Here is a 24,350-nt window from a genome sequence, read left to right as displayed (position 1 = left end):
GTGCTCCTGATGTCTTCCCCTTTGACGCGAAGGGTTGCTCGACGGTTCGTACGGGTGGGCATTCGGGCTCGGGAGTGGTTCCCTTACCGTTGCGCGACAGCACCGGATTTGCACCGGATTTTCCCCATATTTCAGCTATGCCACGACAGCATAGCCCCGTAGATGCGCTATATTCGTTTTCTGCGCTATAAATGTATGCTACCATATTCAGATTCTGGCCGTCAAGTGGCGCATATTTTTCCACTGAAAAATGAGTCATGATTCCCGAAACAATGGAAATTTTGTCTGAGCGATTCTCTGTAGAGTGCTGTTGGCTGTGCTTTTTCTGTGTGACTTTTTGCTTTCTTTGTCGTCTCTTTAATAGCATAGTGGCAAGAACAGCTCAACTCTTCTTTTCCGAGGAAATGGCTGTGTTGCTACGCGGAGAATGGGTGAAAATTCAAGCTTGAGTGCAACAAGGAAAGGGAAACGTATGACAACTCAGGGTGGAAAAAACGTCCAGAATCAGCAAGAAGCAGCGCGTACGGGTGTGGCAACGATTCCCCGTGCGACCGAAACGTATTCACAACAGGGAAAGACCTCAATTGCTGATGGTGTGGTTGCGAAGATCGCGGGTATTGCCGCACGTGAGGTACAGGGCGTTCATGCACTGGTTCCGGGTGGAACAGGGGCCGCAATCGGTCAACTGGCAACGCGCATGACTGGTGGCGATACGCGCTCTCAGGGTGTCAGTGTGGAAGTGGGACAGCAAGAGGCGGCGGTTGATGTGAATATGATTGTTGAGTATGGTGTGAGCATTCGGCAGGTAGCCGATGCTGTGCGGCAGAACATTATCAACCGTGTCGGCTCCATGACCGGACTCACCGTCAAAGAGGTGAATATCTCGGTGGCTGATCTCTACTTCCCTGAAGATGAGCGTAAGCAGAAAGAGCAACCAGAACCTCGTGTCCAATAGTATGGCAACAGGGGGACATCTCTTATAGAAGAATGCTCCTCCTGTTGTCTCACTTTCTGTGGAAGGAGGGGGGATGACACAGCTTCATTCTAGCGAGATCGGGGCACCGTCTGCTGAGGTTCGCTTTGCTCGGGAGATTGCCCGGGCGGTTGTACAGATGCCCGAGTTCGCATCTCTGGGGCCAGGGCGCTTTGTGCAGGCGGCAACCTATGGCCCTGGTGAACGTATCACCGGGGTTGTGGTACAGCAGAGCGCTCCCGAGGTTTTTACAGCAGAGATCCATGTGGTGCTGACAGAAGCCGCACTACAGCAAGCGTTCATACAGCAGCCAATCGGGAGCGCATATCTGCTACAACTGGCTGACGCTGTTAGGAAGGTAGCGCATCAGGCTGCGAGTCGGGTAGCAGGTACCGCTACCCTCGCTCAAATAGATGTGGCCTTTGATGATGTTGCCTGAGCATGGAGGAGAGCTATGAGAAATGTATTTAACCGGATAGTGCTACTCATTTTAAGCATTCTGGCTATCGTGTTTGGTATCCTGGCACTGCTGATCCTGGGCGGGCTGGTTTCACCTGCACAGCTCAGCCCTGGTGGTTTCTTACATGGCTTATGGAGCTCGATAGGCATGAGCAGCGGGCCCGGGCGCACGACAGCACTTATCAGCAGTATTGTAGCGCTTGGTTTAGGATTGGTGTTTCTGGGGATTGAGTTGTTACCGGGACGCAGAGCGGGTGAGTTTGTCATTCGACGTGATGGCCTGGGTACGGTCTCGGTCGCACGGAACAGTATTGATGAGCTGGTCGGGCGAGTGGCTGGGAGTGTGCCGGGAGTGCGTGAGGTTCGTGAGGACGTGGAGAAGGGAGATAAAGGGTTGCGCGTGTGGGTGCGGGCGGCGGTTGCTCCCGATGTGGTAGCGCCAGATGTAGCCCGTACCTTGCAGGAACAGGTACACACCGCCTTACAGAATAATCTCGGGCTCCCTGTCTCTGAGGTGCGTGTCTCGACACAGCTTGCTTCATTGGAACATACCCAGCGAAAACGAGTACGGTAATCTGGAAAGGAGGAAATGATGTCAGGAAGAACAGCAGGACTTCTGTTCGGTTTTGGCCTGGGGGTTGTCTGGATGTGGCTTGGCTTCTGGCCCGCGGTGTTAACGTTGATTCTTGGTGTGATCGGCTGGTTGATTGGGGGTGTCGCGGAAGGCAAGGTGAATCTGGCCGATGTCTGGAGCGATTTACAGGGACGACGGCGTGAGGTGTGACCACAGGTTAAGGATTCTTGGAGAGGGTCGCTAAGCTGAAAGTAGAGTGCACTGTGGTTCAGGGAGAAGCAGGAAGAAGTCTGTGAGCAAAAATAACCTCTCCGATGAAGAACTTGTGAGCCGTTGTCAACGTGAATTGCCCGATTCAACGCAGAGCTTTGAAGTGCTGGTCCAGCGGTATAAGCCGAGAATCTATCTGCTGGTTTATCGGCTTGTCCGCAATGTGGAGGAGGCAGAAGATGTCACACAGGAGGTATTCATTAAATTATATTATCATCTTCACTCGCTTGATCAGCAGGGCGCGTTTACCGGATGGATGTATCGAGTGGCGATGAATGCAGCGCTTGACGCTCTGGAACGGTGTAAGCGACATCCCCACCCCGAGACGGAAGGGGAGAGCGTCAATGCGCTTGATCAACAGGCGGCCAGTATACCAGAACCAGATGAGCAGGTGATAAGTGCTGAGTTGCGAAGCTGCATTCAACATGTCTTGAGTCAGTTGAAGCGAGAGCAGGCACGGGCGCTCATTCTGCGTGATGTTGAGGGGCTGGAGTATAAAGAAGTTGCTCGCTTACTGGGAACCAGTCTGAGCGCCGCAAAGATGCGAGTTCACCGCGCCCGGCTGGCATTTCAACGCCTGTTCATGCAACAGCCCTGTGGGCGGATCTACTTTGAACTGTACGTTGAGCAAGAGCAAGAAAAAAGGAATAGCTATGAACTGTAAAGAGGTACGGATGCAGCTGCTCGCACTCATTGAGGATGATCTACCAGTAGAGCAGCGTGAGGCTGTGGAAGCGGTGCTTGTCCATTGCTCCGAGTATCAACAGGAGTATCTGGCAGCGAGGCAAGCCCGCTCATTGCTGCTCCTCTTTCGGTCGAAGCCGGGAGAGGCCGTGCCCCTTCCCGATTTTGAGAGCCGCCTGATGGAGCTCTTAAAGCAGCGAAGGAGTGACAGGTTGGTGCAAGAGGGGTTTGAGGAACTGGTACCTCTGGCAGGTAAAGAGCAGGTGTCATCAGAGGAGAGGAGCGCTGTACAGAAAAAAAGGTAGGAGCACTTCCCCGGTTGCTCCTACCCCCAATGCCAAAGGATTAACGCTCGATGGGTGAGCGTACAAGGCTACCCCACTCGGTCCAGGAGCCGTCGTAGTTACGGACGTTCTGGTAGCCGAGGAGCTGTGTCAAGATGAACCAGGAGTATGCAGCGCGTTCACCTATGCGGCAATACGTGATGACATCTTTGTCAGGCGTGATCCCTTTTTCCTCATAGAGCTTCCGAAGTTCGTCTGCTGATTTGAAGGTTCCGTCCTCGCGTGCGCCAGTTGCCCAGGGAATATTCTTCGCACCCGGGATATGACCTGCACGCTGTGCTCCCTCTTGAGGATAGTTCACCATATGGAGAAGTTCGCCACTGTATTCCTGTGGAGAGCGGACGTCAACAAGCGCGAGACCGGGATCTCCCAGACGCTCAAAAATCTGGTCGCGGAACGCACGAATACCCTCGTTCGCGGGCTGTGCCTGATAGTTTGTCTCCTGATAGGTTGGCACATCTTTGGTGTAGGGCTGTCCAGCCGCTTCCCAGGCCGCGCGTCCGCCGTTCAGAATGCGGAGATCCTTATGCCCATAGAGCTTAAAGAGCCAGAAGGCATAGGTGGCATACCAGTTATTCTTATCGCCATAGAGAACGATTGTGGTGTCGTTCGTGATGCCCCACTTGCTCAGCAGCTTCTCGAAGCCTTCTTTGTCAATGAAGTCGCGGCTTAACGGATTCTGTACGTCGACATTCCAGTCAAGCTTGACTGCGCCGGGAATGTGCCCGATATCGTAGAGCAAGACGTCTTCGTCGGCCTCAATCAGACGGACCTTCGGGTTCTGTAGATTATCAGCAACCCACTGGACATTGACCAGAACTTCTGGATGAGCATACTCTGCCATCTCTGTATCTTCTCCTTTAGCCTATTGTTGACTAAGTAGATCAACTAAATAACCTTCTAGCTAAGTATAGTCAGAGAATGGGGCGAATGTCAACCTTTTACAGGGATGAATTTTAGAGAGTATGGAAAATTCCATATGGATGGATGGAAGGCGCAAAAAAAACTCTGGAAGAAAGCAAACTCTCTTCCAGAGTGGATAGGAGAAACTCGGGCTAACGGCGTTCTATGCCAAGACCGCTTGTGATGGTACTGAGGTCATAGCGGGCTCCAGATTGCTCATAGCCACCAATAAAGGGATCTTCTGCCATCAACATTGGAGTATCCAGATCGATATAGCGGAAGCCTCCGACTCCGGCTACCAGATGCGCCGCCGCGCTGATCGCAAGTCGAGAATCGATCATTGCACCGACCATCAAGGCGGTGTTGGTTGCCCGGCAAAGAGCCACGATATCGAGCGATTCAATGAGCCCGGTTTTCATCAGCTTGATATTGATCACATTGACTGCGCCCATGCTAATCAGGCGGGCAACTGCCGCCGCGCTATACGCACTCTCATCAGCCGCAACCGGCACCGTAGTATGTTGGGTGACAAACCGCAGGCCCTCAAAATCTTCCTTGTGTACCGGTTGTTCCAGCAGAATAGGGCGGATGTCGCGTTCGTCCAGCGCTTCCAGACAGAGCAGCGCTTCATTGGGGGTATAGCCCTGATTGGCGTCAAGGATAATAGCTGCGTTGGGTGCTGCCGCACGAACCGATTCCACGCGGTCCACATCTTCGCGTAGATCTCCGCCTATCTTGATTTTGATAACGCGCATACCCCGAGAAACAGCATCTTGAGCCAGATCATATGCATGCTCGGGTGTAACGATGGGAATGCTCATATCCGTTTCGATGGAAGAAGATGCCCCCCCGAAGAAGGTATAGAGCGGGATCTGATGCGAGCGTGTCAGGGCATCAAGCACAGCCATCTCGATTGCGGCACACACACTTGCCTGCGCATAGAACAGGCTGCGCACTCGTTTGGCCAGGGGACGCCAGTTTGCGGCGTCTTCGCCCTGAATCAATTCGGCGCAAGCCCGGGCTGTAGCAAGCGCCGTCTCCTGTGATTCTCCTGTGCTTGGCGGAAAGGGAGAACTTTCGCCATAACCTACACTGCCATCTGCCAGCGTGACCGTAATCAGAACGTTTCGGGCGGCGTTGACGCTTCCAGTCGCAATGATAAACGGCTCCAGCAGCGGGATATTTAATGGTTCGACCGCTACCGATGTAATGAGAGTGCGCGACGTCATCTGTTTCACCTTTTCTCTTTCGGCGCTGAAAGAAAACTATGGATACGTGTTCGTACTGTGGGGGATGCTTTTACAGGCTGGTGCGATTGCGCTGGCGATCCTCATGGCGCTCAAGGGCAAGCTCAATCAGCCGATCGATCAGCTCCGGATAGGGAATACCGCTTGCTTCCCAGAGCATGGCATACATACTGACCTGCGTAAAGCCGGGCAGCGTATTGACCTCGTTAATCAGAACCTCACCTGTATCCTTATTCAGGAAGAAATCAATGCGTGAGAGGCCGCTGAGGTCCAGCGCGATAAACGCCTGAATCGCCATTTTGCGGATCTGCTCGGCGGTCTCCTGTGGGATATCAGCCGGGATGACAATCTGTGATTTGTTGTCGATGTATTTAGCGCGATAGTCATAGAACTCGTTGCTCGGGATCACCTCACCTACCACCGAGACAATCGGCTCGTCGTTGCCCAGAACGGCGCACTCAAATTCGCGGCAGTTAATGCCCTTCTCAACAACAATCTTGCGGTCATATTCAGCGGCGACCTTGATCGCGTGGATCAGCTCCTCACGATTATGGGCCTTGTTGATGCCGACGCTGGATCCCAGGTTTGCCGGCTTGACAAAGGTGGGATAGCCAAGTTCCTGCTCGATTTTGTCCAGAATGGTTTCAGGGGCACGCTCCCATTCATTGCGACGGAAGACTGTGAAGGGCCCGACGGGAAGCCCGACCTGTTGGAAGATCAGCTTCATCTTTTCCTTATCCATGCCCAGGGCAGAACCCAGGACGCCGCAGCCCACATAGGCAACATTCGCCATCTCAAGGAGTCCCTGGAGTGCTCCATCCTCGCCGAAGGTGCCGTGTGTGACGGGGAAGATAACATCAATCGCGCTCTGATCTTCCTCCTCGGTCGCTATCAGGCTCTGGAGCGTGGGATCACCGGAAAGCGCGACGGCGTGGGTGGTGCCTTCTGCGGAGCTCTCGGGGAGTGCGACCGGCGTTCCCGCTTCCAGTAATTTGGTAGGATCGGCACCCCGAACCCAGGCCCCTTCTTTTGTGATGCCAATTGGCACAATATCATACTTTTCCGGGTTGATCTGACGCATCACCGACTGAGCAGAAGCAAGCGAAACCTCATGCTCACCGGAGCGCCCTCCGAAGACCACGCCAACACGGATCTTTTTTTTCTGTCCCATTAATTGTGTTCCTTTCCCTTACAGGTGGAAATACCGAGCTGATTCCGCTCAAGGAATCAGCTCGGGACGTTATTCAGAAAGCATTCGCAACAGGCTATCCAGACCAACACCGAGTGAGCCCTTGAGGAGCACCAGATCACTCGCCTGCACCTGCGATTTCAGCAGATCGGCTGTGGCACGTTTGGCCGCTTCCAGTTCGGGGGTATTCTCAAGGTTGGCGCTATAGTACCAGGTCTGTTCTGCGGGCAAACCGGCTGCATTGGCCCCTTCAATAAAATACCGGGCGTGATCGCCAATCGCAACGATATAATCTACCAGGCCAGCAAGCGCCTCGCCGGTTTGATAGTGCTCGTCTCGTGAGTATTCTCCGAGTTCAAGAATGTCTCCCAGAACGGCCCAGCGCTTTCCGCTGACCTGTTTGGCCTCTTTCATGGCGCGGGCAATGGCAATGATCGACTGGCGGTTCGCGTTGTAGGAGTCATCGACAATGGTGCTGCCGTTGGGACCAGGCTTGAGCTCGCCTCTTCGCTTGAAGGCTGTCAGTTCTTCAAGCGCCTCGGCTATCGTTGACAAGGGAATCTGAGCGGCACAACCGACCGCGGCGGCAGCCAGCGCGATGGTGACGCCATGTTCGCCGGGCAGACGAAGCTGAACAGGAACCTGTTCGCCCCGATAGTGCAAGGTGAAGTGCAGCCCGAAGAGCGCATCTCCACCGATATCGGTGGCGCGTACGTCTGCCGCTTCGTCGGTGCCATAGAAGAGCACGCGGGCACGGGTTTTTTCCTGCATGCCACGAACGCGCAAGTCATCATAGTTCAGGATTGCGATACCATCTGGCTCAAGCACCTGAACCAGCTCACTCTTTGCGATGGTGACCTGTTCCTGTGATCCAAAATAGCCGAGATGAGAGGCTCCCACATTGGTAATAACCGACCAATCAGGGCGCGTGATGGTGCTCAACATTGCGAGCTCACCAACCCACTGCGCCCCCATTTCAAGCACAGCGTACCGATGATGTGATTCCAGATTGAGCAGTGTAATCGGGAAGCCAATCTCAGTGTTATAGGAGGCTGCCGTCTTGAGGGTTGGCGCTACCTTGCTCAGGATCGTTGCGATGGCTTCTTTGGTGCTTGTCTTGCCGTTGCTGCCGGTAATTCCTATATAAGTGGTCTCGGGCTGCCGGCGGGTGCGCATCCGCGCAGTGTTGTGGAGAGCCTCAACGACATTGGGAACGACAAACTGAATGAAATCAGCAGGAACGTCGGAGGCTGGTACGGGATGTTCGCAGAGCGCCGCCTTTGCGCCCGCTTGAGCGGCTTTTGTGATAAAAGTATGGCCATCGACCTTTGCTCCTTTGATCGCAAGAAAGAGATCTCCGGGGCCGATCTGACGGCTGTCGTGATGTGCTGCATGGAACGTCAGGTCTGGGTCTGGCTGTTGAGCGCAGACCATTTCTAGCTTGCCTTTGTTTCCTTGCAGGATGTCGTTGAGGGTAAACATAGTGTCAGCTTCCTCTACATTCTGATACTATTTTGGTGCAATTATATCATGGATGACCTATTCTCTCCTTCCCCTCTTCCCTTCGTCCTGTATCTTCTCTCCTATCCCTTTTCAATCCTGACTAATAAAATGTTAGGTACTTGACGATGATGAGGACCTCGTGTTATACTAATGTCAACTCAGTAGTAAGATATTATTTAGCAGCTAACTATTAATAAGTAGGGACGTCCTTTGCGGATGGCTCGCCTACCTTTTTGTTGGAGAGAGGAGTTGTATTCTTATGACCTGGCAGATTGATCCATCTCACTCCCGCGTTGGCTTTTCTGTCAAACACATGATGATCAGCACTGTGCGTGGCCAGTTTAACTCATTCCGTGGTACGTTGAATATCGATGAGCAGAACCCTGCTGCTTCCTGGGTTGAAGCTGAAGTAGATGTTGCGAGCATCGACACCGGGGATAGCAATCGTGATGCCCATTTGAAGTCTGGTGAGTTCTTCCTGGCCGAGGAGTACCCAACCATCACCTTTAAGAGTACCAAAGTGGAGCCCGCAGGCGAGGGCGAGTACAAGGTGACCGGTGATCTGACTTTGCGTGGCGTGACCAAACCTGTCGTGTTTGATGTTGAGTATGGCGGTCAGGGGAAAGATCCCTTCGGAAACGTCAAAGCCGGTATCTATGCCCGCACAAAGATCAATCGTAAAGACTTTGGCGTCAACTATCATGTCGTTCTAGAAAGCGGTGGTCTGCTGGTTGGCGATGAGGTTAAACTTGAGCTTGAGCTAGAGGCTGTGAAATCCGCCGAATAGATATATCAGCAGATAATACCAGTTGTCTCCTCAGTGGAAAAGAGCATTCACCCGATACCGACAGTGGGTGAACGCTCTTTTTTTGCGTCTATGCTTCAAGCAGATTCTTACAAATGCGGCCATCTTTAATGACGAGACGCACGTTATCAGGATTACCAAAAAGGTCGATATCATCAAGCGGATTGCCCGAGAGCACGATCATATCCGCAAGTTTGCCTTCTTCCAGTGTGCCGAGCTGGTCATCCAGATGGAGCAGCCGCGCCGCATGAAGCGTCGAGGCCTGAATAGATTGCATTGGTGTCATACCATGTTTGACCATCAGTGAGAGCTCGCGCCCATTGCCTCCATGCCGTCCAACACCCGAGTCGGTTCCCATCGCGATTTTTACTCCGGCTTCGACGGCGCGTCGATAACTTGCCTGATGCGCTTCCACGACCTGTAGCGCTTTGGCGGCGATCATCGGGGGAACGATTTCGGGATGCTCATGTGAAAAATCGATGACATCGAGTGGAGCAACAAGTGTCGGCACCAGATACACACTTTTTTTCAGCATCAGCTCGATCGCTTCATCCGTTAAATAAATGCCATGTTCGATGGAAGCGACTCCTGCTTTTATGGCATTAATTATACCTTCTGCACCCTGTGCGTGGGCCATGCAACGCTTGCCTTGCGCCGCTGCCTCATAGACCGCTGTTTTGATCTCATCAATAGTAAGCTGGGCCGAGGTGGGAGCATCGGCTGTTGAAAGAACGCCGCCGGTCGTTGCAAGCTTGATCCAGTCGGCTCCGGCGCGTAGAAGCTCACGTGTCACCTTGCGCACCTCGTCCTCTCCATCCGCAACTGCGCGTGGAACATCGGTAAGCTGAAGACCAAACAGGCCAAGATCGCAGCCACAGGGATAGTAGCCGTCTCCATGTCCACCTGTTTGCGAAATAATAGAGACAGAGATCAGCATGCGAGGTCCTTCAATGATTCCCTGCTGGACGGCCATCTTCACACCTGCTGGAGTGCCGCCCGCATCACGAACGGTAGTCACACCCGCGTCAAGGGTTGCTCGCATTCGGGGAATGGCCTGAAACAGGCGCAAGGAGGACGGTGTAATCAGGTATTGCGCCATATTTGGATATTCCATCAGGAAATGAACGTGTGTGTCAATCAACCCAGGGAGCAGCGTTGCCCCTTGAAGGTCAATTGTCCGGGTGCCCGCGGGAATCTTGATGGTTTTGCCGATAGCTCGAATACGATTCTCTTCGATCAGAATGCTGATGTCTGAAATGGGATCGCGCCCGGTACCATCGATGATGGTGGCGTTGGTAAGGGCGATCATAGATGAAACTCCTTTCCGGGGCTATGAAACGTGCATTGCTTTCTTCATTGTACAATAAGAAGAAGAATATATCGGTTGAGAAAGGGGGCTTATCTGATGAAAGCAGTTCTAATTACCGGGGCAGGCGGGCCCGAAGTGCTCAGCATTCAGAATGTTGAGCCGCCCCAACCTTATGGGGAGTATGTCCTTGTGCGCGTGCGGGCTGCCGGGTTAAACCGGGCGGATATCGGGCAACGCATGGGGAATTATCCCGCACCGCCAGGAGCTCCGGCGAACATTCCCGGACTTGAATTTGCTGGTGAGGTGGCTGAGATCGGGCCTCAGGTACGGCGCTGGAAGCCCGGTCAGCGCGTAATGGGTATCGCGGGCGGTGGTGCTCAGGCCGAGTTTCTGCTTGCCCATGAGGGACTGCTTGTGGAGATCCCGGAGAACCTTGATTATGTGCAGGCGGCGGCGATTCCCGAAGTCTTTATGACGGCTCATGACGCGCTCTTTACTCAGGGGGGCCTGAAAATGGGTGAGCGTCTGCTTGTGCATGCGGCGGGAAGCGGTGTCGGTACGGCGGCTATTCAGCTTGCGCGCGCTGTTGGAGCGACGGTGTATGGAACATCTCGGACACCTGCAAAGCTGGAAAAAGCCAAGCCGCTCGGGCTAGATGTGGGGCTGGGTGCGGACCATTTCGCCGAAGAGGTGCAGCAGATGACAAAGGGTGAAGGGGTCCATCTGGTGCTCGATTTCATTGGGGCTGCCTATATGGAGCAGAACCTTGATGCGCTTGGTCCGTGGGGGCGTCTGGTCTATCTGGCAACGATGGGAGGAGCGAAGGCATCGGTTAATCTGGCGAAGGTGATGGGAAAGCGTATCAGTATTCGCGGCTGTACTTTGCGCTCGCGAACGCTGGAAGAGAAGCTTGCTGTCACTCGTCTCTTCACAACGCAGGTGATGCCTCTCTTTGAGAAGAGCCGTATTCAACCGGTGGTTGAGACGACATTCCCCCTTCATAAGATCGCTGAGGCGCATCGGGCAATGGAGGAGAACCGGAACTTTGGTAAGATTGTCCTCACGCTAGATTAGCGGGCTGTTCCCGGGATTTCCCGGGCAGCCCTGTTTCTTTATAGAACGGGCGCGGGAAAACCCCCTGGATTTCTCCGGGGGATGAAAGCGCCCTTCCTTGTTTGGCGGATGGGGTGGGGAGATACTGTTGACGTTTTACACCATATGGGATATCATGTAACGCATGAAACAGAAGAGAGCATACAAGTACCGCATCTATCCAACCGATGAGCAAAAGCATCGTCTTGCTCGCACCTTCGGCTGTGTCCGTTTTGTCTTCAATTGGGCGTTGCGTCAAAAGACCGATGCCTACTACAACGAGCAGAAGCGGATCTACTACAAAGATCTGAGCGAGATGCTGACGGCTTTGAAGAAGCAAGACGAGTATGCCTGGCTGAACGACGTCTCTTCTGTTCCCCTGCAACAAAGTTTGCGTCATCTGGAGAAGGCGTTCATCAACTTCTTTGAGGGACGTGCTCAGTATCCCACGTTCAAAAAGAAGCGCCATCAGCAATCCGCAACCTATACCAGCAATGCCTTTGTCTGGCGCAATGGGATGATCACTCTTGCCAGGATGAACGAGCCGCTTGACATTCGATGGTCGCGTCCCTTGCCTGATGGCAGTAAGCCTTCCAGTGTCACCGTCTCCAAAGATGGTGCTGAGCGCTCTTTTATCTCCATCCTGGTAGAAGAAGACAGTGAACACCTGCCTCCCTCTGTCCAGTCTGTCGGTGCTGATCTTGGCTTGAAGTCCCTGGTGGTCTTGTCTACGGGTGAAAAGGTCGGCAATCCCAAATGCTTTGCCAAAGACGAAAAGAAGCTGGCAAAAGCGCAGAGACGACACGCGAAAAAGAAAAAGGGATCGAAGAACCGAGACAAGGCTCGCAAGAAAGTGGCTCGTATTTATGCCCGGATCGCTGATCGACGCCGTGATTTCCTGCAGAAACTCTCGACAAGATTGATCCGTGAAAACCAAACGATCTGCGTCGAGACGCTGGCAGTCAAAAACATGGTCAAGAACGAGAAACTCGCCAAAGCGATCAGCGATGTTGGATGGTCGGAGCTGGTGTCCCAATTGGAATACAAAGCGAACTGGTATGGTCGAACCCTGGTCAAGATGGATCGGTGGTACCCATCCAGGAAGCGCTGTTGCGCTTGTGGGCATCTTCTCGACGCCTTAGCGCTTGATGTGCGTGAATGGACGTGCCCTGCATGTGGGGTCCATCATGACCGTGATATCAACGCAGCAAAGAACATGGTGGCCGCCGGGCTGGCGGTGTCAGCCTGTGGAGAGGCGGTAAGACCCGGTGCGGTGAAAACCAAAGCGGGCACGCCTCGTCGAAGCAGGAAAGCCCGCTCGTGAGGGTGGGAATCCCCCGTGCTTGAGCCGGGGGAGAAGGTCAATAGCTGAATGCAGCGCTCCCGAGGGCAGCACTATTCATCATTTCTTCCTGATACAGGCGATGCAGGAACCAGCCGAATGCTGTAAGAAAGCTCAGAGATGGGCAGGACGCGGCTGCTGGCTCCAGGCGAATCTTCTTCCCGCTCACCTGCACAAGCGGCGCACCGCTTTGATCGTGCCAGCTAAAGGAGCCCTTGAGCACTCCATCTTTCGTCCAGGCATACTGTCCATCTGGCAAAATGAGCGTATAGCGCGTCGAGCTATGCCGCTGGAGCGTAAGCACATTCGCGCCTTCAATCTGGATCTCTGGCTTGAAAAAGCCCTTACGAGAGAAGGTCCAGGTATGTTCTCCTATCTGGATCGTCGTCTGTGAACTGATGCTGGATTTCCAGCGCAATGTAGCGATGAGCGTGTTCTGATCAGCCCAGAGCTGGCTTTCCCTCTTGAACATGCCAGCCGAGCGAATTTCAAGCTCCTGGCCAATAAAGGGATACAGGTAATCCATGTTGTACCTTCTTCTCTGTGACCATTATTAATACTGTATATAATTGGTATACGTCGGAGCGTGAGAAAGGTTAAAAGGCAAGTGTTCTGGGAAACAGGCTTCGTTTAGAGTGCGATGGGGACCCGTTCCAGAATCAGCAGTTCAGTGTGGGGATGCTTTCCCGTGACCCGGGCAATGCTCGAACTGGCATTGTACGTCACGCATATATCTAGATCGGCTCGAAGACCTGCATTGATGACCGAGCGTGCCGAGCGACAGTATTCCAGCAATTTTGGAGGCGCGTAGGTCTGATAGAGTGCGAGCGCCGCATGGACGCTTTCATGTAGTTCCAGTGTAGGCGTCTGTTCGATGAGCATCTGTGCCAGATAGCCCGCGCAGACGGCGTCATCCAGCGGGAAATAGCCATACTCACCGGCACACACGATGGCGATATTACTTCCCAGATTGGTCGCCTGGGAGAGGGCATAGCTGGTCACAGCCTGGGCATTGTAGAAACAGCCCGCCAGACGTACGCTCTCGGGTGGACAGGCAAAGAAGGCGCGTGTTCCGTTCGTGGTGGTCAGAACCAGCTCTTTGCCAATTAGCTCGGCCTGTAAGAACTGGACCGGCGAGTTTCCGAAATCAAAGCCGGGGAGCTGCAAGGCGTTGCGTTCTCCACAGAGCAGGGCACCGGGGAGGTAGCGTGACGCCTCCTGAGCCTGTTCGATGGTCTGCGCGGCATAAATGCGGCTGGCTCCGCGGTCAAGGATGGTAGTCATGCTGGTTGTGGCACGAATCAGATCGATCACAATATAGACATCAAGGGCGCTTGCCCTGACTGTGGCTACTTCTGCTGGTGTAAAGTAGATGGTTAATTGCATGAGAAAAGAACTTCTTCACCTCTTTTTTGGGCATTGTATCGCGGGAAAAGTGTCGCTAGCAAGCACGGGCACAGGGCGGAGTGCTATGATACACGCTCATACACGCAGGATCATGCGCCTGAGAACTGCCATTTCTCTCGCTGGCCTGCCCGGGACATCAGTACCAGGACTTTCGGGCGCTTCCCGAAAACCTGTAAAGAATGAAGACGGGTGCGACCTGAAAAGAAGCATCATTCGCTTGTGATACCATCAGGATGAGTTCTTCACAAGTAACATGGGTAATCCAGGAAGCATAAATACTATGTATATTTCTCGATATGTCAACTACCACATGTTTTTCAGAGAGCAAAGGATCACGTCTCCTCTATAGTATAAGGTGTTGCAGTGCAGCAGATGCAGGGTGAAGAGACGAGAGACTTGAAAGATCACGACTCCGCCTTGTTCCGGATCTGGATCCTGGGACCGTTTCATGTTGAAAGGCATCTCTCTACTGATGCCTGGGAACCTGTCGACGAGAAAGAATGGGGCAGTATCCAGGCCGCCGCAGATTACACCAAAAGTCTCTGGAGATTCTTGCTCACGTATCATAAACGAACAACAACCTGAGCAACGCTGTTGCAGCGGCTTTGGTCTCATATGGCTTCCGAAACCCCTTTGTACCGTGCGACATCGAGGCTTCGTGCTCTTCTCTCAACACCGGACAAGCAAAGCCTGCTGACAACTGGCGAGCGCTTCACGGGTGCGGACCAGGCGCTCATCTGGGTCGGTGCCGACCATGCCGAAGCACTTGTCAGGGAAGCGGAAACCATTGGCCCGACGCAACCAGCGGCGATCCCGCTGCTCGAAGAAGCGCAGGACCGGTTCCAATGAGGGAGATTCTGGTGCAGGGGGGATGGAACATAGTGCATTAATGAGAAATGGGATCCTGTTGCAAATGAGATGCTATAAGCATGGCAGATGCTTGAGCGGGGAGAATCCGCAGAAGAAGCAGTCATCCGAGAGGTCTATGCAGAGACAGGAGCGCATATCACAGTGGCGTATTTCCAGGAAAGTCTACACGCGCTACAAGGATGACTATCCCAATGGAGGTCAAGCACAGCCGATCGCATTCGTCTTTGTGTGCTTGATACGTGGGGGAATGCTCTCTATCAATGGAGAGGAGACGCTGCGTTTCTTCCCGGTAATGGAAGCTCTCCCCTTTGTTCAATCAGCAGCAACGGGATTCGATGACTTTCTGCATGGGCGATGTGGTATTTCTCGTTAAGTCTCACCCTTTTGATATGGGGTGCAAACTCCCCCCTCTGGTCACACAGCAATGGAGAGAAAAGAACGGCACTTTGCACCGAAGCGCCGCTCCTGATGTTCTTGCTGATTCTCGCGATGAGAGGGAGCGAGGTTCTATCGTTCGAGCTTCTCAAGCTCTGCCCTGACAGCCTCTACCTGTTGTTCCATTGTGGCAAACATCGCCTTTCGTTGCTGCAACCATTCAGGACTTTGTGATTCATGTAGCCGTTTCTGGATAATGTTCATAAAGGACTGCTGGTGTGCGAGCCAGGCGTGCACAAACTGAATGACATGCTCGCGCTCGCTTGTACTGGTGGGCATTTCGCCGATGCGGAGAAAGGTTTTTGTTGTAGGGGTGTAGAGGGAGAGTTCATAGGTGGTGACGGGAAGGTGTTGCCCATTGGCATAGTCATGAATGGCGCGTAAACAGAAGTTCCCATAACGGAGAGCGACCGTTGGGCTGATGTGGCGCGTGACGGGGGGAAGATCGATACTCGGCAGATTTGAATGATAGTCCGGTTCGATCTCCTGTAGCGCCTGTTCTACATGGTGATAGAGTTGTTTCTGTCGCTCAAGGAAACTCTGCAATCCAGCTCTGGCGGTAGGATCAGGCGTTTGTTGTTGCATATGCTGAATACTGGCAAAGCGGTAGCGTTGCTCCTTGAGCCAGTCATGCAGATGCTGGATCAGGCCGGCCAGGTTGCTTTTATCAATATCAATGGTGCCGAGATTAGCCGTACAGTGGGTGATATCGTCGGTGAAAAGCACATGATACTGGTTGGTTTTCTCGACGATGTCGCCCTTATAAAAGGTGCCGGTATGCAGATGGAAACGCCCGTATTGCTTAATAGCCGGGCCTATCTGGAGAACGTGAGCCACAACAGACCTCCTCGGGAGACGTGCCGTACATGCGAAAGTACAAATCCGGTTGCAGCAGAGAAGTGCAGTATACATCACTTATCATCATTATACACTATGGCTGCAGTAGAAAAGATCTTTCTGGTACTGATACGAGCGGTGTTATGCCGCAAAAAAGCTTCCCGTTCGAGCCTGAACGGGAAGCTGGCTACCGTGGAGGGTCATTTTTGTATCGAGTGTTGCTTGTCTCTTTCTCGGAAAGGACGTCGCTTCCATCGCATCCAAGAGGGCAGGAGAGCCCGGAAGGGACTCCGGACTCTCTCGGGCGCAATGCAATGCATAGAACAGGAGTAAATGATATGGGAGATACTTCTGTCTTGTCCTGTAGTGTACCGGGAAAACATGAAGAAACTGTATGGTAACTTTTAAAAAACTCTCAAGATTTCGCGTTGGAACCAGAAACGGTCCATGCCATTCACCCTGAGCTATGATAAGATACGGAAAGATGCAACGGTATAAACAGGATGTGGGATGGAGCCGCACACAAGCATGACACAGAAAATATTGATAATTGAAGATGAAGAGGGCATTGTACACCTGCTCAATCTCTATCTGAAAGATGCCGGTTTTATCACGCTGGTGGCCAAAGATGGAGCTGATGGACTGGCGCTGCATGCCCGAGAGAAACCCGATCTTGTCATTCTTGATATTATGCTTCCTGCTGTTGACGGTTTTGAGGTATGCAAGCGCATTCGTGCCTGGGCTCAAACGCCGATACTCATGCTCACGGCTCGTGGGTCGGAGGATGATCGTGTGAATGGGTTAGAGCTGGGGGCGGACGACTACCTTGTGAAACCGTTCAGCCCGCGTGAATTGGTCAGTCGGGTGCGTGCCATTTTGCGCAGAACGGCGAGTCAGGAGAGCGGGGGCGAGGCCCCACCTGAGACCGAGCGCCGTTTGCTCTGTTTCCCCGGCCTGACGATCGATCTGGCAGCCCGGCGGGTTGAGGTGAACAGCAAAGAGGTTGCCCTGACTCCAACCGAGTTTGACCTGTTGTCATTGCTGGCTCAGACGCCTGACCGTGTCTTTACTCGTGAGGTATTGATGAACCGCATCTGGGGATATGACTATTTTGGGGATGGGCACATCATCGATGTCCATATGAGCGCCCTGCGTAAAAAGATTGAGGGGAGTTCCGGTCTGCGCTATATCAAGACGGTCTGGCGTGTTGGCTATCGGTTTGATATTCATGCTTCCTGAATGCAGAGAAGAGGATGCGGGCTATGCAAAAGAAACCGCGCTGGTGGGAACGCCTTCATTGGCGATTCGCTCTGGTCACTGTCTTTGTCTCACTGTTCGCGATGAGCGCAATGGCTGTTTCGGCTCTGGTAGCGCTGACCCATTTTTACGTCAGTGAACAGAATCATCGAGTGGAGGATCTGACAGAGAGCAGGGTACAGGAGATCAGCCTGATCTATCGCCATATGAATGGAAACAAAAAGACTGAGTGGCGCAAAGCGATGCTCTGCCGGGCCGTAATGCAGGTATTGACGAACGTCTCCAGAAAGAGCCTGCTTGGCGAGCAATCCTACGTGATGGCTGTTATTTCTCCTGCAAACACCCTGGTCTATCCTACCCCGGACCTTGAATGTGATGAACAGCATGGAGGCAAATCCTGGAAAGCACCATTCTCGCCGACTGTAGCGCAATTTTTAGATAAGCTGATTGCGGCCTCCGGGCGCGAAAAAGAGAAGATGGATTTCACCCTCTTGCGCGGTGCGATCCAGCAAGCACAGATGGGTGAGGAGGTCGCGGGCACTTTTGGGCCGAGCTGGTTACCTCAGCCTTTTATGGCGCAACCTATCCGCCTGACCCGATCTGACGGAACGAGTGAAGTGCTTGGTGTGCTCTTTGTCACCACACGCTTCGCGATAGATGAAAGCATGCCGCAGTTGATTGTCAATGTGGGAAGTGTGGTCTTGACTGCCTCGCTGATTATCGCGGTGATCGCGGCGGTGATCGCGATCCTCTTTACCCGGACCATTACCAGGCCGCTGGCGAAGCTCTCGAAGGCAGCCCGGCAAATGGCAGGTGGTGAATATCACGCGCAGGTGGTGACGCGGGCGGGGGGCGAATTGGGTGAGCTGGCTCATGCCTTTAACGAAATGTCGGCGCAGTTGCGGCGCGATGTGGAAGAGCTACGCCGACAGGAGGTGCTGCGGCGTGAGCTGATTATGAATATCACCCATGATCTGGCAACTCCCTTAACAGCTATTACCGGACTTGGTGAGGCGCTGATTGATGGTGTGAATCAGAGCCGCGAGGATTATGAGGCGACAGGCCAGATTATCGTGCGCGAGACGCTGCGCCTGAGGCGGCTGGTACAGGATATCCATATGATTGCAAAGGTAGAAGAGGGAGCCCTGCATCCACGCTATGTCCCGGTCCGATTGGCTGCGCTGGTTGATGAGGTGTTCGCGGTGTTGACACCCGAATTCGAGCGGACGAACCTTGAGCCGATCAACGCTGTTCCGTATCATCTGGCACCCGTTCAGGCCGATCGTGATATGCTCTTTCGTGTCTTTTCCAACCTTTGCGAGAACGCGCTGAGTCATACGCCATCCGGTGGCACAGTGACCGTTTCTGCGGAGCGCGAGGGCAACTATCTGCGACTCAGCGTCACCGATACCGGGCAGGGAATTCCTGAGGAGGCGTTGACCAGGGTCTTTGAGCGCTTTTATCGTGCTGATAGTGCACGGAGCTCGCAGGCTGGCAAGAAGGCCGGAAGTGGGCTGGGATTGGCAATTGTGAAGGCCATTATTGAGGCGCATGGGGGGAGTGTCTCTGCCGAGAATAGACCACAGGGTGGCGCACGAATCAGCTTTACGTTGCCGCTCCGTGATTCAAAGGGAAAACAACAGGAAAAAGCTGAAGAACGTTTGCGCCATGCGGAAATATAATATATGATATACTCTGACGCAAACAGCCGCTAAAATCCGCCCCTGTACAGTCAGATTAGGTGTAGTTGAAGAGGTCTTGATAATGAAGAAGGTAGATTCTTTTTCCTGCCCATCGCAGCCCACAACGCAGCTTGAGCTCTTTGTACAGCTCTCACAGTGGATGATTGCGCAGGGTGAGCCGACTGTACTGTATCGCGCCACGCTGGCCGAGATCGGGCGCTTGATCGAGAGCGAGCAACTGGACCTGTACCTCTATCGCTCCTTAGAGCCGGATGAACTGCGTCTCTGGCAGTGGCGCACTGAAGCTGGATGTCTGACCGTGGAAGGAGAGCGTCACCCTGCGGCAGAACTGCAAGAGCGAGATCCTGGCGTTGCTCATATACTGCATGCGCGTCCCCCTCTGGTGCATGAACGTGTGGGTTCGTCTGCCCAACTGGCGGCTCCGTTGAGCGTCCGCGGGAAGCTTTATGGCATTCTCTCACTCAGACGACACCGAGATTTTCGCCGCGAAGAGATTCAGACACTGCGGCAGGCGATCCCGCTGCTGTCTTCCTTGCTGGAAAACCTTGACACCGTGCGCGTACAACAGGAAGAACGACATCATCTGATCTCTCATTTTGGGCATGAGCTGCGTGCGCCCCTGAACACAATTAATGGCTATCTTGAACTCTTGCTGGCCGGGTCTGCGGGACCCTTGCAAGGGGAGCAGGTTGAATTTGTGCAACGAGCGAGGGCCAGCAGCGAGAACCTCTATGCAATGATCGAAGATACGCTGCTGCTGGCGCGTCTGGATAATGGGCGGCTGCAACTGTATCGCTCGCTGCTGGATGTTGCCGAAGTCGTGCTTGATGCAGTCGAGCAGTTGGAGCTGGACGCGAAGGACCGCTCGCTTAAAATACAGATAGCGGTGCCACCAACGTTGCCCCGTCTCTATGCCGATCAGTTGCGGCTCCAGCAGGTGGTGCGAAACCTTGTGCGTAACGCGATTGATAATACCGAGCCGGGAGGAAAGATCTGGATTCGCGCCACGCCAGACGAGCGGGATGCATCGCTGTTGCTGCTTCAGGTGCAGGATACCGGGAGAGGGATTGAGCCGCGCCACCGGGAACGTATCTTTGAACGCGGCTACCAGATTCGTCGTCCCGAGGGTCACCGTCACAGCCAGGGAATGGGATTGGCAGCGGTCAGAGCGATCGTCGAGGCACATGGGGGGCGAGTTGAGGTTGAGAGTGAGACCGGCAAAGGGAGCCTCTTCACTTGCTTCTTTCCAGGACTGCTTTCAGCATAAGAGAAGCGTACTGCACCCAAATGTTTGTCTGGTACGTGTAAGATTCTAGTAGAAACCCTTGACGCACTTTTAAACGCATGCTATTCTCAAAATATCTCATAGTGTTTCTTGGTGTAGTCAAAACCAGGAAGCCGGGAAGAGCGCGGTAGTAGTCACGCATGTAAAGAGAAGGAGACGGACCGTGGGAATGCTACGTATTATGTCCCGTCGGGGAGACGATCGAATTACATGGGACCCGAAGAAAGCCGATGCAAATGATCCTGAGGCTCAGGCCGCAGTGAGAGAGGCAGAGCGTATCTTTCAAGAGGCTCGTATGCGCGGAGCAACGGCATTTAGAGTCAGCCCCGGCCCTACCGAGCGCATCGATAAGTTTGATCGTACTGCCGAGCAGATAGTTATTGTACCGCGTGTTGTAGGTGGGTGAGGAGCGATACAGCTATGTTAGAAACGCTGAGTTTGTTTCTGGGCATATGGCTGTTGTTTCTCCTGCTCGCGATCTATTACCTGTCGCAAGCGCCAGAAGGGCGTGTCGGACGTTTTCGTGAGAGTGTCAGTGAACACTTCTCGGCTGAGAATCGGGCCAGGGCGCTCTTGCAGGAGATGTTGACCGACGAACAATATCAACAGTTGATGAAGTATGGATATCTCGAAGTTGCCAGTCCTTCGAGCGCCGACAGGATTTATCGAATTCCCGGCTCTGGTGGTCTGGTCAAGGTGTACGAGCGGGGGAGTGCGGTGATGGAACTCTGTTTGCAACCGGCGGAGCCTCTCCCGGATGGCGATGTTGTTTTGATGCATAAACTGATGATAGAAGCGAACGAGCCGGAATACCTCCAGAAAGCAAACCACTTTGCTCCGGGAATCATTTCGTTGCGCTGTCCACATCTGTAGAGCGGAAAAGGCACCGGGGGTTTTCGTTCCCGGTGTCCTGCTTTTTTTTGCCTGCCTTTCTCTTCCCAAACGGCGGATTTTGATTCTCCCCGCCATTTTTCGTCCATTTAGATAAACATTACTTCCCCCCTTTTGTTGAACTTTTTGTATGCAAATACGTAATCTATAAAGGGCCAGTCTATCACTATTCGAGCCTGTTTATGAGCGAAGGGAAAGAACATCTGCTGGTTCTCGACGGATATCAGGTAAACAAGTATAATGAGCTGGAAACGTCTATAGAGATGTGGGCTCTATTTGCGTCTTAGAAGGCAGGCTGAAACGATGGTATGTCCTTATTGTAATGCACCTATGCGAGATGGTAGCCGCTTTTGTGGCCGTTGCGGGAGGCATATCGGGCAGGAGAGGCGCGTTTCCTCTTCTACCGGGGCCCTGACTCCGGGGACGCGCCTGCAAGGGGGCAGATATAGTATTAAAAAAGTGCTCGGCGATGGAGGCGCTGGCTCGGCGCTGCTGGCAACCGATGTGCGGCTTGACAAACAGGTGGTGATTAAAGAGCTGCTCTCCAATGAGGCGAATGTGGCCGGATGGCAGGAAGAAGTGAAGCACTTCAAACAAGAGGTGGCAATCCTTGCGCATGTCGATCATCCACTGATGCCAGGGGTCACCGATCACTTTCAGGAGGGGATGCGTTATTTCATGGCGCAGGAGTATATTGAGGGCGAAACGCTTGAGGAGCGCCTGCAAACCCTGCAACATCCACTGCAAGAGCGAGATGTCCTGCTCTATGTATCCGATATTCTGGATCTGCTGGCCTACCTGGCCCGGTTGCCAACCCCCCTGATCCATCGTGATATCAAGCCCGCCAATATCATTCTCAGTGACGATGAGCAGGGAGTGCATCTGGTCGATTTCGGTATTGCCCGGGCGGAACAGAATAAACATGAGCGCCGTAAGCGAACCGAACGTTTTGGCACTGCCGGCTATGCGCCGCCGGAACTTTATCAGGGAGAAGCTGATCCGCGTTCCGATCTGTATGCGCTGGCTGCGACCATGCACCATGTGCTGACCAACCGGGATCCTCGCAATTATCCTCCTTTTCTCTATCCTTCGGTGCGGTCACTCAATCCGCAGCTCTCGCCTGAGCTTGAGCAGGTATTGGAGCGAGCGCTGCTGCGAGACAAAGAGCAGCGGTACCAGAGCGCCGCGGCCATGAAACAGGAGATCGATACGATTTTACGGGTTCGCTTTGGCGTGGTGCGCGACATCCCTGAAGTTGATGTTCTCCCTGCTGGTCATATTGTCACAACCGCAGAAGTGGGTGGCCCGAGGGGGGGAGCAACGCTTCCGGTCCAGCGCAGAGAACAGGTGGCGAATGCCAGTTTTACCCCACCTCCGCCGCCCACAGATCAGCCGCCGTTGCTGCCTCCTATAGGAGCGCTGCCGACGAAGAAGAGGCGTGTGAATACAGGCCTGCTGTTGCTGATCGGCCTGCTGCTTCTGGCGCTCTTAGGCGTGAGTATTTTTGGCGTCTTTTCTTTTATCAGCCCGGATTCCGGGCAGAAGCCGGAGACTGCGGAGAGCCACGGTATCGGGTCCGAGATGATCAATGGCGAGAAGATCGGCCTGAGCGATGGGAGCGTTGCGTTCGATGTCAAGCGAAGCGGCGGTGTGGTGAAGGAGCAGGGAGCGGAGCGTTTCCAGAAAGGCGATGTTTCGGCAGCTATTTCGCTCTGGAAGCAGGCATCCTCTCAGGACACGTCCGACGCGGAAACCCTGATTTATCTGGAGAACCAGCGAGTTGGAAATGCGCCACATGTGACAATCGTTGTTGGTACCATGCTTTCCGGCTCTGATGATGAGGTCGGAGTGGGACGCGATGATCTTCAGGGAGCGTACGTCGCCCAGAAAGAGTTTAATGATGGCGCAAAGCTGAAGGGTGGTGTGCTGGTGAAATTGCTGATTGCCAGCAGCGGTAGCCAGAACAGCTACGTGACAAAGGTGGTTCAGCGGATCAAGGAGCAGATGAAGCAGGACCCGACGATTGTCGGGGTGATGGGCTGGCCTTTAAGCGGACGAGCGCTGGAAGCGGCGCGATTACTCAAAGAGGTCAGGCTTCCTATGGTCTCGCAGACAGCCACCAGCGATGATCTGACCGGAATCTCACCCTATTTCTTCCGGATTGCGCCACCAAGCGCTGTTCAGGGGAAGGCGGGCGCGATGTATGCCCGCAAGACACTTGGCGTGAAAAAGGTTGCGCTCTTTCAGGATAAGAATGATCCGTACAGCCAGAGCCTTGCCAGCGATTTCGCGCAGGAGTTTCAGCGGCTTGGTGGCACTATTGTGACAACCGTCAACTATACCATTCATAAAGCTGAGACGATCTCCGAGGCGATGGAGCAGGCAATGAAGCCCAATCCTGATATGATCTACTTTGCCGGGTATTCGGGAGATGTCAGTACCCTGCTGGTGAACCTGCCTCCGGGAGAAATGCCGGTCATGGGAGGCGATACACTCTATGAGCTAAATGGCTTTCAGAGCAGTGCCCGGGCCAATTTTCACCGGTTGCGTTTTACGTCGCTGGCCTATCCCGACGAGTGGGATATTCTGGCGAAAGGACGTCCGCGACCTGCTTTCTTCAGTCATTATGCGGCGGCTTTTAATCCCGGCGGAGCGCATGCCCCTGCCTATGGATATACGAGGGCGAACAATGACGTCATTCTCTCGTATGATGCGATGACCGCGCTGCTCCTTGGATGCGCTAACGTGTTGAAGGACGGTAAGGAGAAGGTAACGCCTGAAGCACTACAGGTGGGCCTGAGAAAGATAAATGGCGCAAATGCATTTCAGGGAATCAGCGGTCAGATCTCTTTCGGCGCGGATGGAGACCCGCTGAACAAGGCAATTGTAATCCTACGGGTTGATGATAATGGTCATATTCAGATGGAGCCAAAGATTATCGGGACATACTTCTTGTAGTGTGTGACAGAGA

25 protein-coding genes and 1 riboswitch are annotated in these 24,350 nt (G+C 53.6%); of the genes, 17 read left to right on the top strand and 8 right to left on the bottom strand.

Annotation, left to right across the window (positions count from 1 at the left end):
• Positions 1-36: 36 nt before the first annotated feature.
• Positions 37-175, bottom strand: a riboswitch (cobalamin riboswitch).
• A gap of 297 nt (positions 176-472) precedes the next feature.
• The 6 genes from KTH_RS20265 to KTH_RS20240 all read left to right on the top strand — a co-directional run bounded on the left by KTH_RS20265 (position 473) and on the right by KTH_RS20240 (position 3,265).
• The gene (locus KTH_RS20265) at positions 473-955 is read left to right on the top strand and encodes an Asp23/Gls24 family envelope stress response protein (protein ID WP_497620745.1); all 483 of its coding nucleotides are present in this window, start codon (positions 473-475) and stop codon (positions 953-955) included.
• A 73-nt stretch (positions 956-1,028) separates the two neighbouring features.
• Positions 1,029-1,412, top strand: a complete 384-nt coding sequence (locus KTH_RS20260; RefSeq protein ID WP_497620743.1) for a hypothetical protein — start codon at positions 1,029-1,031, stop codon at positions 1,410-1,412.
• A 15-nt stretch (positions 1,413-1,427) separates the two neighbouring features.
• Positions 1,428-2,006, top strand: a complete 579-nt coding sequence (gene amaP / locus KTH_RS20255) for an alkaline shock response membrane anchor protein AmaP (RefSeq protein ID WP_497620741.1) — start codon at positions 1,428-1,430, stop codon at positions 2,004-2,006.
• A gap of 15 nt (positions 2,007-2,021) precedes the next feature.
• Positions 2,022-2,216, top strand: a complete 195-nt coding sequence (locus KTH_RS20250; protein WP_211326021.1) for a hypothetical protein — start codon at positions 2,022-2,024, stop codon at positions 2,214-2,216.
• A gap of 82 nt (positions 2,217-2,298) precedes the next feature.
• Positions 2,299-2,940 carry an RNA polymerase sigma factor gene (locus tag KTH_RS20245; protein WP_497620739.1) on the top strand — a complete coding sequence of 214 codons (642 nt, stop codon included), beginning with the start codon at positions 2,299-2,301 and terminating at the stop codon, positions 2,938-2,940.
• Positions 2,930-3,265, top strand: coding sequence for an anti-sigma factor family protein (locus KTH_RS20240; protein ID WP_497620737.1), 336 nt, complete (start codon positions 2,930-2,932; stop codon positions 3,263-3,265). Before KTH_RS20245 ends, KTH_RS20240 begins: the two co-directional genes overlap by 11 nt.
• A 40-nt stretch (positions 3,266-3,305) precedes the next feature.
• Here the strand turns inward: KTH_RS20240 and KTH_RS20235 are convergent, their stop codons facing one another.
• From KTH_RS20235 to KTH_RS20220, 4 genes are all read right to left on the bottom strand, one after another.
• Positions 3,306-4,148, bottom strand: coding sequence for a sulfurtransferase (locus KTH_RS20235; protein WP_111319458.1), 843 nt, complete (start codon positions 4,146-4,148; stop codon positions 3,306-3,308).
• A gap of 211 nt (positions 4,149-4,359) precedes the next feature.
• Positions 4,360-5,436, bottom strand: coding sequence for a dipeptide epimerase (locus KTH_RS20230; RefSeq protein WP_497620735.1), 1,077 nt, complete (start codon positions 5,434-5,436; stop codon positions 4,360-4,362).
• Between the two features lie 70 nt (positions 5,437-5,506).
• Positions 5,507-6,625, bottom strand: coding sequence for a D-alanine--D-alanine ligase (locus KTH_RS20225; RefSeq protein ID WP_497620733.1), 1,119 nt, complete (start codon positions 6,623-6,625; stop codon positions 5,507-5,509).
• Positions 6,626-6,694: 69 nt separating this feature from the next.
• On the bottom strand, positions 6,695-8,125 hold the full coding sequence (locus KTH_RS20220; protein WP_497620731.1) for a UDP-N-acetylmuramoyl-tripeptide--D-alanyl-D-alanine ligase: 1,431 nt from the start codon (positions 8,123-8,125) through the stop codon (positions 6,695-6,697).
• Positions 8,126-8,405: 280 nt separating this feature from the next.
• On the opposite strand from KTH_RS20220, the gene KTH_RS20215 reads away from it, so the two are divergent.
• Positions 8,406-8,933, top strand: coding sequence for a YceI family protein (locus KTH_RS20215; protein ID WP_497620729.1), 528 nt, complete (start codon positions 8,406-8,408; stop codon positions 8,931-8,933).
• Positions 8,934-9,021: 88 nt separating this feature from the next.
• Here the strand turns inward: KTH_RS20215 and KTH_RS20210 are convergent, their stop codons facing one another.
• Positions 9,022-10,260, bottom strand: coding sequence for a metal-dependent hydrolase family protein (locus KTH_RS20210; protein WP_497620727.1), 1,239 nt, complete (start codon positions 10,258-10,260; stop codon positions 9,022-9,024).
• A gap of 96 nt (positions 10,261-10,356) precedes the next feature.
• Between KTH_RS20210 and KTH_RS20205 the strand changes: the two genes are divergently transcribed.
• Positions 10,357-11,334: an NAD(P)H-quinone oxidoreductase gene (locus tag KTH_RS20205; RefSeq protein WP_497620725.1), complete on the top strand. Its 978-nt coding sequence runs from the start codon at positions 10,357-10,359 to the stop codon at positions 11,332-11,334.
• Between the two features lie 163 nt (positions 11,335-11,497).
• Positions 11,498-12,676: an RNA-guided endonuclease TnpB family protein gene (locus tag KTH_RS20200; protein ID WP_497620723.1), complete on the top strand. Its 1,179-nt coding sequence runs from the start codon at positions 11,498-11,500 to the stop codon at positions 12,674-12,676.
• 37 nt (positions 12,677-12,713) lie between these two features.
• Here KTH_RS20200 and KTH_RS20195 read toward each other — a convergent pair whose 3' ends face one another.
• Positions 12,714-13,220 (bottom strand): hypothetical protein, encoded by a 507-nt coding sequence (locus KTH_RS20195; RefSeq protein ID WP_497620722.1) that lies wholly within the window; start codon positions 13,218-13,220, stop codon positions 12,714-12,716.
• A gap of 104 nt (positions 13,221-13,324) precedes the next feature.
• A complete protein-coding gene (locus KTH_RS20190) occupies positions 13,325-14,080 on the bottom strand; it encodes a 2-phosphosulfolactate phosphatase (RefSeq protein ID WP_497620720.1) in 756 nt (251 codons plus the stop codon).
• Positions 14,081-14,734: 654 nt separating this feature from the next.
• Here KTH_RS20190 and KTH_RS20185 point away from each other — a divergent pair.
• Both KTH_RS20185 and KTH_RS20180 read left to right on the top strand, forming a co-directional pair.
• A complete protein-coding gene (locus KTH_RS20185; RefSeq protein ID WP_497620718.1) occupies positions 14,735-14,950 on the top strand; it encodes a hypothetical protein in 216 nt (71 codons plus the stop codon).
• Positions 14,951-15,086: 136 nt separating this feature from the next.
• Positions 15,087-15,344: a hypothetical protein gene (locus KTH_RS20180; protein WP_497620716.1), complete on the top strand. Its 258-nt coding sequence runs from the start codon at positions 15,087-15,089 to the stop codon at positions 15,342-15,344.
• 134 nt (positions 15,345-15,478) lie between these two features.
• Here KTH_RS20180 and KTH_RS20175 read toward each other — a convergent pair whose 3' ends face one another.
• Complete coding sequence (locus KTH_RS20175; RefSeq protein WP_111319436.1) at positions 15,479-16,243, bottom strand: hypothetical protein; 765 nt, start codon at positions 16,241-16,243, stop codon at positions 15,479-15,481.
• A 528-nt stretch (positions 16,244-16,771) separates the two neighbouring features.
• Here KTH_RS20175 and KTH_RS20170 point away from each other — a divergent pair.
• From KTH_RS20170 to KTH_RS20145, 6 genes are all read left to right on the top strand, one after another.
• Positions 16,772-17,482: a response regulator transcription factor gene (locus tag KTH_RS20170; RefSeq protein WP_497620714.1), complete on the top strand. Its 711-nt coding sequence runs from the start codon at positions 16,772-16,774 to the stop codon at positions 17,480-17,482.
• 23 nt (positions 17,483-17,505) lie between these two features.
• Positions 17,506-19,182: a sensor histidine kinase gene (locus KTH_RS20165; RefSeq protein WP_497620712.1), complete on the top strand. Its 1,677-nt coding sequence runs from the start codon at positions 17,506-17,508 to the stop codon at positions 19,180-19,182.
• An 82-nt stretch (positions 19,183-19,264) separates the two neighbouring features.
• Positions 19,265-20,470: a GAF domain-containing sensor histidine kinase gene (locus KTH_RS20160; protein WP_497620710.1), complete on the top strand. Its 1,206-nt coding sequence runs from the start codon at positions 19,265-19,267 to the stop codon at positions 20,468-20,470.
• Positions 20,471-20,669: 199 nt separating this feature from the next.
• Positions 20,670-20,894, top strand: a complete 225-nt coding sequence (locus KTH_RS20155; protein ID WP_170142373.1) for a hypothetical protein — start codon at positions 20,670-20,672, stop codon at positions 20,892-20,894.
• 14 nt (positions 20,895-20,908) lie between these two features.
• Positions 20,909-21,361: a hypothetical protein gene (locus KTH_RS20150; protein ID WP_111319426.1), complete on the top strand. Its 453-nt coding sequence runs from the start codon at positions 20,909-20,911 to the stop codon at positions 21,359-21,361.
• Between the two features lie 348 nt (positions 21,362-21,709).
• Positions 21,710-24,337 (top strand): protein kinase domain-containing protein, encoded by a 2,628-nt coding sequence (locus KTH_RS20145; RefSeq protein ID WP_497620707.1) that lies wholly within the window; start codon positions 21,710-21,712, stop codon positions 24,335-24,337.
• The last annotated feature ends 13 nt before the right edge of the window (positions 24,338-24,350 follow it).

The organism is Thermosporothrix sp. COM3 (assembly GCF_059696735.1).
The sequence above is the reverse complement of the archived record's forward strand: the minus strand, read 5'-3'. Positions and strand labels throughout refer to the sequence as shown.